Genomic DNA, 12,938 nt, shown 5'->3' on the forward strand with positions numbered 1-12,938 from the left:
AGGCAGTGATACATTATGGTATAATTTAAGTAACATATTACCGGAAGTCAAATTTACTGAAAAGGAGGGAAACGACATGCAGCCAATACTTATTGTCGGGATAGCTCTGCTCGTACTGTTGATCCTTGTTTCTATGTTTTTCATACACAAGAGCAAGCAAAGAGCTGACGAGGCTTATTATTCCGAGCAGATGAGAAGAAACCAGGAGCGTCAGAGACAGACCGAAGAAGCTGAACGTCAGAGACGTATGATGCAGCGTGAACGTGTAAGCAAAAACTGATATTGTATGAAAGACCGCTTTATAAAGCGGTCTTTTTCGGTGCAGCTGCAAAAATGCCGTCCTCAAATGAGGACGGCATAAGCTTTATTCAGCAAGTATATCTGCTATTTCCTGTGCAAGATTCGGATCATCGCATGAGAACCATAAGCTATTTGACAGGAAGTAATATGGGTATTCTTTATCGACACAGACATAATCAGCAGCTTCCAAACGCGGGTTTGCATTTTCGCCTGATGCCATATCTTTGAGTCCATAACCATCTGCACTGAAATGAATAGTTGTGCTGTTTTCTCCGCTTTGCACATGCATACCTATAAAATGATCAACTGTTCGTGTGGTAAAATCTACAAATCCGTTTTGTTCGGAAGGCATTTCTTCAAAGTCAGGTAACCGCCATTCCTTACTGTCAAGGAGAGAAGAAATCTTCATCAGTTTATCGTCCGACAAATAATTTGTATATTGAATTAATTGTAAAGTGGCTTCATGTTCTTCTCCGTACTGATCTTTAAATTTGTTATATAAGTCTACCTGATTATACGGAACATCTTCATTATTGACACGGCAGCCCCAGCTTCCGTCATTCAGGAATGAGAAACTGATAAGCTCATCTCCAGAATTTTCACCAGACAGATAAGACTTTATCTTCTGTACTAATTCGGTATCATAAGCTCTATAGACCTGTCCCGTCTTTGAGCGAATGATCTCTCCCGAATCATTCTTTCTATATTCGGAAATTTCAACTAATGTATACTCAGGAAGAGTCTGCAAGCTGACAAGAAAATGCATTTTAGTATCTTCACTGTAAATAACTATGCTATCGTCAGCATTGATGTCAGCTTCATTGGTGATAGATTCATTCATGCTTTCTACTTCCCATTTGCAGGAATTTAATGTATTGTATAATGCTTCTTTATCCTTATCTGTAAGATATATGTCAGTATCGTCTTTTATCTTCCAGTTGAAGAAGGCGAAATTATTTTTCGGTGCTGTTTCAACAGCAAAATCATCACCGAGTATCTCTCTTATCCTGCCTGCAAGCTCATCATAATTAATATCGTAAACCTTGATATTATCTCTTGTATGACCTTCATCTGTACATTTGTAATTGTAGTAACCTTCTAAATTACTTCCGTTATTAAACGTTTCAACGTGCATCGAATCATAAACAAGAATATTTGAATCCCTGCGCAAAGTGATATAAGCAAGTTCGTTGCCATTGAGGTATACAAAATCAAGTTTGTCCAAAGACTGGAAGTGGAACGGCATATCTTCAATAAACGGATCTCTGTCCTTTCTTTCCAGCGTCAGGCTGTTAAAGAGTTCGCCAAGCTGCTCACACTTATCCGAAGGTATTGTCCTGCCCTGAGTTACATACGCAAGATAGTCTTCGTCTGTAGTTACACTGATGTTTGTATGATCATCACTTGATACAGTTATTTCATGTGCAAAGAAATCTCCGAACGGTGCGATTTCTTCAATTGCCTCTGTTATTGGCTGCTCGCTCACATTACCGAGTATACCTTCAATAGTAGACTTGAAAAGGTCATAGTCTATTTTCCATGTCTTAACGGAATAATCATCTTCTGCCGCAGCAAGTCTGTCGCCCTCGTCGGTATACTTGCAGCAGCTGTATCGCAGTATACCTGTACCGTTTATATCTTGTATACCTATACATCTGATCTCGTTTCCGTTATCATAGACAAAAGACGGAGCTTCTTTAAAATCATAACTGCCATTTTCTTCATTATCAATATCTTTCAGCGACTGATTGATAGCAGATAATAAAACATCAGCATCGGATATCTCTTCATAGTCGTAGTTATTCAGAAATCCTGCGATCTGTTCACGCTGCTCCTGAGTTATATCCTTGCCTTTGTAAAAAAATACCTTGTATTCTTCATCTGACTCGTTATCAATATATATTGTCCTTGGCTCTGAATTATAATGGCATAGCTGATAGTTTATATCTGCAAAGTCGCCGAAAGGAGCTGTCTTTTTGGTGGTATCTGCATCTGTCATAGCCAATTCACTGTGTCTGAACTGTTTGTATGCGTATGCTCCGCCGCCTAATCCGCCAATTACAAGTGCAGCGGCAGCTGCGACACTGAGAAATCTCTGCCACTTAGGACGGCTGTACACTTCAACGCCGCTGACAGTCTGTTCTGTTGTTTTTTCTATTGGGGTTGATCTTTCTTTGAATTTTCTTTCACTCATACTGAATATCTTCTCCTTTTCCTTGAAATCACGAGGAGGATATTCTTCTGTGAGTCTGTCTATTACGCTCTGTTCTGCATTTTCCAGAAAATCGAGCTCGTTTCTTTCTATCATTAACTCACCTTCCCTTCACCAATATCCGAAAGCACATCTCTCAGCCGCTTTAATACTCGACTGAGCCTTTTTCTTACTGCATCTGCTTTCATCCCGACCATATCTGCAATTTCGTAAGACGATTTTCCGTAATAATACTTCTGCATGATTATAGTCGAATCAGGTTCGCCGAGAGAATTTACCGCATCAAGAACTTCATGGGCGGTCTCTGCTCTTTCTGCGATCTCATCAACTCTCTCCGCAGACGGAATCTGTATGACATCATCACCGTCAATAGATATAGTATCCGCCCTGCGTACATTAAGCTTACGGAACATATCTATCGAACGCCTCTTTGATATTGTTGCGACATAGCCTTTGATATTACCGCTATACTCCCTGCTGGGATCGTACTTCAAAAAAATATCCGAGAAAACATCACTGACACATTCGTCTATATCCTCCCTCGAAGCAAAGCTTCTCAGACGGTTGAATACTATGGTGTAAACATAATTATAGTATTCATCGAATATAAGTCTGTGTGCCTTGTCAGGACTATTTTTTAAAAGCTCGCGCAGTTTTTCGTCAGTCATCTGATCCCTCCCCGCTTGTGTAATCTATTTGTTAAAGCTGTTCAAATGCATTTGTCACGCTCTGTAATATATACTCGCAGTCCTCAAAACGACTGTGACGTGGTGCAGAAAAATTTTTTCGTTGGTTATATTTTATCACAAAATATCGAATAAAACAACTCCTCAGCTAAAAACCGCCTGTTTTTCTTCATCAAATTGCACAAAAATAAAACTGACCATATGTCATGGAATATAATACAACTGCAAATTGATGCGTACAAGTTGATTTTTTGCAGATTTTTAGCACAAATTATTGTATGTACAGCACAATCGTGATATAATTAGTATAGTAACAACATTGGGTTACAGGAGGATATTAAAATGAGAATAGGTTTTATAGGAGCAGGTAAGGTCGGGTTTTCACTCGGAAGATATTTCGTTGAAAACGGACTTACAGTATCCGGATATTACAGCCGTAATATCCAGTCACGAGTAGAAGCTTCACGCTTCACAAGAACAAAGGCATTCGACGAGCTGGCTGATCTTTTAAACAGCAGCGATACGGTGTTCATAACCGTTCCCGATAACGCTATCAGGGAAGTATATGAACAGATAAGGGATATCGGCATAGCCGGAAAGCAGATATGCCATTGCAGCGGCGCGATGTCCGCGCTTGAAGCTTTTCCCGATATCGCAAGATTCGGCGGCAGCGGATGCTCTATCCACCCGCTTTTCCCTGTAAGCAGCAAATACGACTCATACAGGGAGTTCCATAATGCTTTCTTCTGCCTTGAAGGCAGCGAAGCTCATGTTATGCAGTGGAAAAAGATCTTTGAGGACATGGGCAATCCTGTACGAATTATCTCAAGCAGCCATAAGCATGAATACCATGCAGCCTGCGCTGTGTCAAGCAATCTCGTATGCGCACTTGCTGAGGAAAGCGTTGATCTTCTCAAAAAGTGCGGTTTCAGCGAGAACGAAGCACTTGCAGCTCTCCAGCCCCTTGTAATGAGCAATATCCGCCATATCTTCAAGGTCGGTCCTGCACAGGCTCTTACAGGTCCTATTGAGCGAAATGATGTCCAGACAGTCCAGAAGCACATCGAATGTCTTAACCAGGAAAGCGACAAGTCGATGTACAAGGCAGTTTCACGCAAGCTTGTTGAGGTGGCTCAGAAAAGACACCCCGACAGCGACTACAGAAAGATGAACAGAGTCCTTTTATAAACTTACAATACAAACATAGCCCGAAAGCAGTTTTTAACTGCTTTCGGGCTTTTTATCAGTCTATTTTTAGTGTACGCTCAGTCATTCCGACCGCTACGCCCTGAGTGTTCGTTCCTACATGACAGGCTATGCTGCATGAAAGCGGACGATATACAACCTTATATCCTGCAAACTCAGCCTTTACCTTGTCAAACCACTGTTTCGCAGCACGTTTGTCCTCAAAAGTACCTGCCGCACCTATGCTCAGCTTTTCCTTTGGTATGCCTGCATACTTTTCCGCAATGTCCTTATGAACGGCTTCGAGCATTTTCTGCTCAGCACTTGCCATTCCCCTGACTCTTGCATATGCATCGAGCTTGCCGCCCTGTATTTTAAGTATGGGCTTCAGATTGAGCACGGTTGCAATAGCGGCACCTGCGGCGGTTATTCTTCCTGTCTTGGTTATTCGCTTGAGACTCTGAAGAGTTATATATATATCATTCTGATACGCATTTTTTTCAAGCAGCTCCTTTATCTCGGCAGCATTATTCCCTTTGTTCGCAAGATACTTCGCATCGTAAACAGAGTCAAGAAGTGTTACGGATATACGGTGATTGTCGATAACGACCACCTTTCCGTCATATTCTGCTGAAAGAGCCTTCGCTGTACTGCACGAACCGCTAAGTCCGCTTGACATTGGGATATAGACAAGTTCGTCATATCCCTCGGAGAGTATTTTGTCCCACATTTCCGTCATTGCTCCAGGGGACGGCTGAGACGAAACAATATCCTTGTTTTCGTTCAGTGCCTTATACAGTTCGTCATGGGTAAGCGTCACTTCCTCAAGATGATCCTTTCCGTCAATAATAACAGGCATCGGCAAAACATATATGCCGTATCGGCTGCCCTCCTCAAGTGATATACCACTGTTAGTGTCAGTCATGACCGCAGTTTTCATTCAGTTTTCCTCGTTTCCATCAGCTTTATACATCTCTGCCTCAGCAGAGCAAATTTCCCATAGGTGATTATACCATTATACGCCGATATTGTCAATAGAACCTGATCTATAATCACGAGTGTAAAATGAAAAGCTCCGATTAAAATCGGAGCTTGTATATCACCATGAGAGCTTATTGTCCTCTATCTTAGCGTCAAGAAGCTGGCAGTACAGATTTACGCCCTCTTTGTAATAATTGAAAGTGCCCGATACTGTTATTTCACTGTTAAGGGCAGGATAATCATCGGGGTATTTGTGTTCGCCGTCAAGTACGAACTCTATTCCCTGTGAGCAGCAGGCTGTAGCATCACTTATAAGCACGGCAAAGTACTCATTGCCTGTCTGTTCGTCCTTAAAATATGAAAACGGACCTTTTACACGTATCTTCTGTCCCATATAATTGTCAGGATTTGATACCATATCATAGACCTGTGCATAGACCATCTGTGAATTCAGCTCTGTCAGATCCACATCGTATCCGTTTACAGCAACAGCTGCTTCTGCCTTTGAAGATGTATCAGCATCGGATGATGTGCTTTCTTTCTGCGCTCCGCAGGAACAAAGGCTCGCCGCTAAAAGCATTGGTATAAATAAAGATCTTTTTAAAGACATCTTTTTTCTCTCCTCACAAATTGATAATCGATTTCATTTTCAATCATATTATACCACTATATTTTCAAAAAATCAAGTCACAAAATTCTTTTATTTTTCAATAAAAAAGACTGCTGAGAGGGGAGCCCCCTCTGGCGAGATCGTGGCATAAAATTACCGAGCCCATAATCACAGGCTCGGTAACCCACTTTTCCGTTACGAGGAGATAACTGATAAGCAGTCCTCGTTATTACAGATTTTTGCTGAAGAAATCGTCTATAAGCTTTATAAGCTCATCATTCGTACTGTTATACATTTCCTTGTCTATCATATCAACGAACTTTATGTATTCATCGTCAGGAATATCATCACCGTACTTATTCTCAAGCTCATCAAGCTTTGGAGTAATGAATTCCTCCTTGTACTTCTTGTATTCGGGAGTGTAGAAATAGCTGTTATGCCCATTCCTGCCCTCTTCGTCAAACACCTTGTATTCCACATTCGGGTTTGTTATATCACTCTTATGCGCAATTATAGCTGCTCCATTATAGTCTATGACATCATCATCGTTGCCATGCAGCACAAGCACAGGTATACCCGACTTGTTTATGCCGTCAACTGCCGATATTGAGGAGTCGCTGCCGAATTTGACCTTATTATACAGCCATACCACAGGATCAAGAAGTTTGCCCCAAACGCCATATCTTCCGCCGCAAGTCTCTGAAAGCTCCTCAAACGGCGTATTATAGCCTGACATAGTTATATCTGCTTTTACATCATGGTCGTAGTTGAGCACGGCTGCCGCTGCATATCCGCCCCAGCTGTGTCCAAGCACAAATTTATCAAGTATATTGAGACGAGCGTCGCTTTCCGCATAAGTAAGTGCGTTATCAAGGTCGAGGACAGACTGTGCAAGTCCTTTTGTACCCTCTCCTTCGCTGTAGCCGCTTCCTGTAGCGTCATAGGCGAATACACGCCAGCCGCAGTCAACAAGCCTCGTTATAAGTGAGAGATACATCTCGTGACCGCTGCCTATACCATGAGCGAATACGATAAGTCCCTTGTTGTTGTCCATGCCGTATATGTAGCCTTTGAGAGTATTGTCCCCTGATTTGAAGCTTACCTCTTCACGTGGATATTCCTTCTCATAATGGTCGTAGAACCATGTGGCAGCTTTATTCCTGTCAGGATAATCGCCTCGTCCGAAGCTCTTCGACATTTCCTTTGACGTTATTATGTATGCTATTACAAAAGATATTATCAGAAATAAAAATAATGCTATGAAAACTCTTTTCAGTACTTTTTTCATTGCTCTTTCCCCCTTGCTTTCTGTTAATTATACCACTTTGTATTTTTGATGTCAACAACTGCAAAGTACGGTATACATAATCATTGACATTATATGCCGAGTCTGCTAAAATAAATGTATCTTATTTTTTATGGAGGTAACATATGAAAAACACATTCACAAAAATAGCCACTGCTTTTCTTTCCGCTTCTGTGTTGATGATATCATCTGCTGCTCACGCATTTGCTGCGTATGAACTCGGTGATGTCAACAACAACGGTTATGTAGATGCAGTAGACGCATCGCTCATTCTGTCGGAATACGCAAGCAGTGCAACTCAGAAGGGCGGAACTTTCACAGACGAACAAAGAAAAGCTGCCGATGTGAACCACGACAATTACGTTGATGCAGTTGACGCTTCACATATCCTTGCATACTACGCATACAAGTCCACAAGCGGTACTCTTGACCTCGAAGCTTTCGTAAACGCTCCAACAACCGCTGCTACAACTACTAAGGCTGCCACAACAACGACTACTGCAACGACTACAACTGCCGTTACCACCACGGTAACTGCTGTATCTGTAGATTACAGCGAAGATATCATAGGCTTCTGGGAGCTTGTTCCCGATGACGAAGATGATACCGACAAAATGGGACTCTTCTTTGCTAAAGACGGTACAGGCGGAGTATACGATATTACCTCCGATATGTTCCGTTTCAGCGGAAATGATTTCATTTTATCCGATACAGTTATACCCTCACCGCTCTTCTCTGATGATAACGGCAAGATCATAATCAATGACAGTGAAGAAAACATTATCGAAATGGAAAGGATAAAAAGCTCAAACGGATATCTTGGAACATATCACTTCTATGGCGGTAAGTTATACGACATTCTGGCAAACAGCTTCAAGCTTGACCGCAAATCAGAAGTAAATCCCATTTATGCTATACTTGATTTCTATGAAAACGGTCAGAGCAAGATAGTTTTCAAAAACTACTTCACTTATAAGCTGAACGGAAACACCATTGAATTAACAGAAAATGAAAACCTTATGGTACTGTTTAATGGTCCGGGGACTGTAAAGATCGAAGGAGATAAAATGTCTGTTACGGACGGCAATGAAGCAGTGCTCTTTACAAGAGTAAAATTCCCCTCAGATGAAAGCCTGCTTTATTAAATATGTTTATCTGCTGCGGTAACTATAAATGTTACCGCAGTGTTTCTTTGTTCATTCAAACATCATGTTTACATAATCTCCATATATAGTCGTTTTCTACAAGTCTACACCTCGTTTTTCGGCAGCAATATAGACAACATTGCGGAATTTTTTTAAGGCAGTATAACGAATAAAATTAATAAACTGTAACATTTCATAAAAAGGGGTTTACAAATCCCCATATTCAAAGTATTATAATAACATAATTTTTTATTTTATAGGGGGCTTTTTTATGAAACTTTTTTCAATGTTAGGAGCAATTTACGACGACATCACGACAGGCGCAAATTCCTACATCTACGATGAGGATTATGACTGCTTATACCTGCCTGTCAGCAAAGAGTTTGTCAACCAGATCCTGGGAAGAAAGTGTGAGCAGTGCGGAGTTCTTGTTTTCACTATGGACAGCAACTTCTGGTATTCGGTTGACAGCGTTCTCATCGATGAAGATGAGACACCAAGGGATTTGAGAGAAGAAATCAATGAATACGTTGAGGACCTCGAGTTAGGTCATCAGTACCAGGCACTCAGCTGTGCTATCTCAAACGTTTTTTGCAAAATCTGACAACGCAAAGGACCGCCTTTTATAGGCGGTCCTTTTTCTCTTTTGATGCAGCACCATCATTCTCACATAAAAAAGAGCAGTCCAAGCGGACTGCTCTTTCTGTATATTCAGTAATAAATTACTTCATAGCCTCTTCAACAGCAACTGCGCAAGCAACTGTTGCACCAACCATCGGGTTGTTACCCATACCGATAAGTCCCATCATCTCAACGTGAGCAGGAACAGATGAAGAACCTGCGAACTGAGCGTCAGAGTGCATACGGCCGAGTGTATCTGTCATACCGTATGAAGCAGGGCCTGCTGCCATGTTATCTGGGTGGAGTGTACGTCCTGTACCGCCGCCTGAAGCAACTGAGAAGTACTTCTTGCCAGCGTCAACGCGCTCCTTCTTGTATGTACCTGCAACCGGGTGCTGGAAACGTGTTGGGTTTGTTGAGTTACCTGTGATAGATACGTCAACGTTTTCCTTCCACATGATAGCAACGCCTTCTCTTACATCGTTTGCACCGTAACAGTTAACCTTTGCACGGAGACCGTCTGAGTAAGCCTTGCGGAATACTTCCTTAACTTCGCCTGTAGCGTAGTCCATTTCTGTCTCAATGTATGTAAAGCCGTTGATACGAGCAATGATCTGAGCAGCATCCTTACCGAGACCGTTAAGGATTACGCGGAGTGGCTTCTGACGAACCTTGTTTGCCTTCTCAGCGATACCGATAGCACCTTCAGCAGCAGCGAATGACTCGTGACCTGCGAGGAATGCGAAACACTCTGTATCTTCTTCGAGAAGCATCTTACCGAGGTTACCGTGACCAAGACCAACCTTACGCTGATCTGCAACAGAACCAGGGATACAGAAAGCCTGGAGGCCTTCACCGATAGCTGCAGCAGCGTCAGCAGCTCTCTTGCAGCCCTTCTTTATAGCGATAGCGCAGCCTACTGTGTAAGCCCACTTTGCATTTTCAAAACAAATTGGCTGGATACCCTCTACGAGCTTGTAGATGTCGAGTCCCTTAGCCTTGCATACGTCAGCACACTCTTCGATAGAGCTGATGCCATATTCTTTAAGAACAGCGAGAATCTGCTTCTCACGTCTCTCATATGATTCAAATAAAGCCATTTTTACAAGTCCTCCTTAGTCTTTTCTTGGATCAACGATCTTAACTGCGTCAGCAACTCTGCCGTACTGGCCCTGAGCCTTTTCAAAAGCAGTGTTAGCGTCATCGCCAGCCTTGATGAAGTCCATCATCTTACCAAAGTTGATAAACTTGTAGCCGATGATCTCGTCGTCCTCATTAAGAGCAAGACCTGTGATATATCCGTCTGTGAGTTCAAGATAACGTGGACCCTTCTTGAGAGTACCGTATGTAGTACCGATCTGTGAACGGAGTCCCTTACCAAGATCCTCAAGACCTGCACCGATAACGAGACCGCCCTCAGAGAATGCAGACTGTGAACGTCCGTACACGATCTGGAGGAAGAGCTCTCTCATAGCTGTGTTTATAGCGTCACAAACAAGGTCTGTGTTAAGAGCTTCAAGAATTGTTCTGCCCGGGAGGATCTCAGCAGCCATAGCAGCGGAGTGAGTCATACCTGAGCATCCGATAGTCTCAACGAGAGCTTCCTGGATAACACCTTCCTTAACGTTAAGTGTGAGCTTGCAGGTACCCTGCTGAGGTGCACACCAACCGATACCGTGTGTAAATCCGGAAATATCCTTTATCTCCTTAGCCTTTACCCATTTTGCTTCCTCAGGTATCGGAGCTGCGCCGTGAGCAACGCCCTGTGCGATAGGGCACATTGTTTCAACTTCGTGCGAATAAATCATTATAAATACTCCTTTCGGTTTTTAGACAGCCGAATGAACTGCCCTTGCATACAGTAAATATTATACTACATTTCAGTAGGTTAATCAAGAAAAAAGCTTAAAAATAAACTATGTTATTGTTAGCATACAATAACATATATTCAGGCTTTTTATCCTTTCTGCGTTGATTTTATGCCGAAAAAGTTATATAATTATTGCACTGATACATATTAAGGAGCTGTTTTTATGAAATACGATCATGCTGAAAAAGCCTGTCAGCTTTTTGCAGACGGACTCAACTGCGCTCAGTCAGTCCTTGTTGCTTTCTGCGATGTTACAGGACTTGACAAAGAACTTGCCATAAAACTTTCCTCCTCATTCGGCGGAGGTATGGGACGTATGCGCGAGGTCTGCGGCACCTGCTCTGCCATGTTTATGATAGCAGGTATAGTTTACGGTCCAGGAGAAAGCTTCTCACACGAGGATAAATCAGAGCATTACAAGAGGATACAGTATCTTGCTTCTCAGTTCAAGGAGGCGCATGATACCATTATCTGCCGTGAACTGCTGATAGGACTGGCTGTCACAAGCACTCCCGAGCCCGAAAGAAGAACAGAGGAGTATTACAAGGTACGTCCCTGTGTCAGGTTCGTTCGTACTGCTGCTGAAATAATGGACAAATATTTATCTGAAAACCCGCCCGCAAACGGCTGATTTTCGGTAATATAACATTTCATGCATATAGTCACAAATTGCTCTTCTATAGCGTATTTTACAAAAATTGCGCTTTCACGCTCAAAAGTTTTTACCCTCTTTCTTTCCACCAAATAAAGCCGAAAAGACAGTAATGTTTATTATTTTTTGGTGCACAGGCTATTTTTTACAATTTATTTATTGAAATTTGTATTGATTTGGTGTATACTATTCTATAATAGATTTTTATGAGTAAAAACTCACCCGAAGGGAAGTGACTTTTTATATGACCTCCCGAAAGAGTTCGGAGATCCTGCGTGAGTTTGTAGAAGATCATCAGCATTTTTTTGATAAGACACATGAGAAAACAATATATGTAATCGGTCTCGTCAGCTGCCTCTGTGCCCATATTTCCTATTTCTTTATATTTCATATGCTGAATATAAAGGAAATGATGTACTTCAACATCGGAAGCATTGCTTTTTATATAGTTGCACTTATTTTTGTTCCTATCCTGAAAAACGATAAAAGTATGCTGCTCTATCTTTCCGACCTTGAAATAATCGCTCATGCAGCCTATGCCACGTATCTGCTCGGCTGGAAACCAGATTTTGGTATGTTCCTGCTACTGATAATCCCTGCAACGTTCCTTACACAAGGAAAACGCTTTTATATACCGTTCATTGTTACGTTTATATCAATGGCGATCTATATTTACCTTAAATTTATAATCACTGACGAAACCATTTTAAAATACCCTCTTGAAGATGCAGGCATACTCAGAGCCATGCATATGATCAATGTTTTCATCGGTGCATTCGTTATGCTATTCGCATCAGCAAGCTATATGCTCCAGCGCGAGTACATGGAATACCAGCTTGTCAGCCAGCGTGAAACGTTCAAGAATCTCGCTTCAATAGATCCTCTTACACAGCTTTACAACCGCCGTGCTATGAACGAGAATATAAGGACTATCCGCAGAGAGTGTCCTACCACTACTACAAGCTATGTTATCGGTATCGGTGATATCGACAACTTCAAAAAGATAAACGATACCTACGGACATGATATAGGTGATAAGGTACTGGTCTATGTTGCAAATCTCTTCATAAGCCTTATCCCCAAGGGAGGATATGCTGCCCGCTGGGGCGGTGAGGAATTCCTCTTCGTTATCCCCGAAGCTACTATAAAAGACGGTGTTGAGTTTACGGAAAAGATACACAAGTCTCTGAGAGCTCATATTTTCGAGATCGAGGACTGTGAATTCGGTGTTACTATGACATTCGGCGTAAACACGGGAATACAGACCGATAAGATAGACAGTGTTATCACTAAAGCTGATAAACGTCTATACAAAGGCAAAAACAACGGAAAAAACCATACAGAGTTCACAGATTAAAAAACGGAAGGTA

General features: G+C 41.9%; 13 protein-coding genes. 6 read left to right on the forward strand and 7 right to left on the reverse strand.

Annotated features, from left to right (window positions below; genetic code table 11):
• Positions 1-76: 76 nt before the first annotated feature.
• Positions 77-280 (forward strand): hypothetical protein, encoded by a 204-nt coding sequence (locus QZZ41_RS09060; RefSeq protein WP_295070711.1) that lies wholly within the window; start codon positions 77-79, stop codon positions 278-280.
• A gap of 84 nt (positions 281-364) precedes the next feature.
• On the opposite strand, the gene QZZ41_RS09065 is transcribed toward QZZ41_RS09060, so the two are convergent.
• Both QZZ41_RS09065 and QZZ41_RS09070 read right to left on the reverse strand, forming a co-directional pair.
• Positions 365-2,608 carry a hypothetical protein gene (locus QZZ41_RS09065; protein WP_295070714.1) on the reverse strand — a complete coding sequence of 748 codons (2,244 nt, stop codon included), beginning with the start codon at positions 2,606-2,608 and terminating at the stop codon, positions 365-367.
• On the reverse strand, positions 2,608-3,180 hold the full coding sequence (locus tag QZZ41_RS09070) for a sigma-70 family RNA polymerase sigma factor (protein ID WP_295070717.1): 573 nt from the start codon (positions 3,178-3,180) through the stop codon (positions 2,608-2,610). The genes QZZ41_RS09065 and QZZ41_RS09070 overlap by 1 nt, the downstream gene beginning before the upstream one ends.
• A 360-nt stretch (positions 3,181-3,540) precedes the next feature.
• Between QZZ41_RS09070 and QZZ41_RS09075 the strand changes: the two genes are divergently transcribed.
• Positions 3,541-4,386 (forward strand): Rossmann-like and DUF2520 domain-containing protein, encoded by an 846-nt coding sequence (locus QZZ41_RS09075; protein ID WP_295070722.1) that lies wholly within the window; start codon positions 3,541-3,543, stop codon positions 4,384-4,386.
• Between the two features lie 55 nt (positions 4,387-4,441).
• Here QZZ41_RS09075 and QZZ41_RS09080 read toward each other — a convergent pair whose 3' ends face one another.
• The 3 genes from QZZ41_RS09080 to QZZ41_RS09090 all read right to left on the reverse strand — a co-directional run bounded on the left by QZZ41_RS09080 (position 4,442) and on the right by QZZ41_RS09090 (position 7,262).
• A complete protein-coding gene (locus tag QZZ41_RS09080) occupies positions 4,442-5,323 on the reverse strand; it encodes a DegV family protein (protein WP_295070725.1) in 882 nt (293 codons plus the stop codon).
• Positions 5,324-5,482: 159 nt separating this feature from the next.
• A complete protein-coding gene (locus QZZ41_RS09085; protein ID WP_295070728.1) occupies positions 5,483-5,974 on the reverse strand; it encodes a hypothetical protein in 492 nt (163 codons plus the stop codon).
• Positions 5,975-6,203: 229 nt separating this feature from the next.
• Entirely contained in the window at positions 6,204-7,262 is a 1,059-nt protein-coding gene (locus QZZ41_RS09090; RefSeq protein WP_295070729.1) for an alpha/beta fold hydrolase, read from the reverse strand.
• Positions 7,263-7,405: 143 nt separating this feature from the next.
• Here QZZ41_RS09090 and QZZ41_RS09095 point away from each other — a divergent pair, with 143 nt between their 5' ends.
• On the forward strand, positions 7,406-8,425 hold the full coding sequence (locus QZZ41_RS09095) for a dockerin type I domain-containing protein (protein ID WP_295070732.1): 1,020 nt from the start codon (positions 7,406-7,408) through the stop codon (positions 8,423-8,425).
• A 271-nt stretch (positions 8,426-8,696) separates the two neighbouring features.
• Complete coding sequence (locus QZZ41_RS09100; RefSeq protein WP_074714406.1) at positions 8,697-9,029, forward strand: hypothetical protein; 333 nt, start codon at positions 8,697-8,699, stop codon at positions 9,027-9,029.
• Between the two features lie 118 nt (positions 9,030-9,147).
• Here the strand turns inward: QZZ41_RS09100 and QZZ41_RS09105 are convergent, their stop codons facing one another.
• Both QZZ41_RS09105 and QZZ41_RS09110 read right to left on the reverse strand, forming a co-directional pair.
• Positions 9,148-10,146: a GGGtGRT protein gene (locus tag QZZ41_RS09105; RefSeq protein ID WP_074714407.1), complete on the reverse strand. Its 999-nt coding sequence runs from the start codon at positions 10,144-10,146 to the stop codon at positions 9,148-9,150.
• 15 nt (positions 10,147-10,161) lie between these two features.
• Entirely contained in the window at positions 10,162-10,854 is a 693-nt protein-coding gene (locus tag QZZ41_RS09110) for an iron-sulfur cluster assembly scaffold protein (protein ID WP_009985666.1), read from the reverse strand.
• Between the two features lie 225 nt (positions 10,855-11,079).
• Here QZZ41_RS09110 and QZZ41_RS09115 point away from each other — a divergent pair, with 225 nt between their 5' ends.
• Together QZZ41_RS09115 and QZZ41_RS09120 are read left to right on the forward strand one after the other, a co-directional pair.
• Positions 11,080-11,547: a C-GCAxxG-C-C family protein gene (locus QZZ41_RS09115; RefSeq protein WP_295070738.1), complete on the forward strand. Its 468-nt coding sequence runs from the start codon at positions 11,080-11,082 to the stop codon at positions 11,545-11,547.
• Between the two features lie 265 nt (positions 11,548-11,812).
• Positions 11,813-12,925, forward strand: a complete 1,113-nt coding sequence (locus QZZ41_RS09120; protein ID WP_295070759.1) for a GGDEF domain-containing protein — start codon at positions 11,813-11,815, stop codon at positions 12,923-12,925.
• Positions 12,926-12,938: the final 13 nt, after the last annotated feature.

Source organism: Ruminococcus sp. (assembly GCF_016283395.1).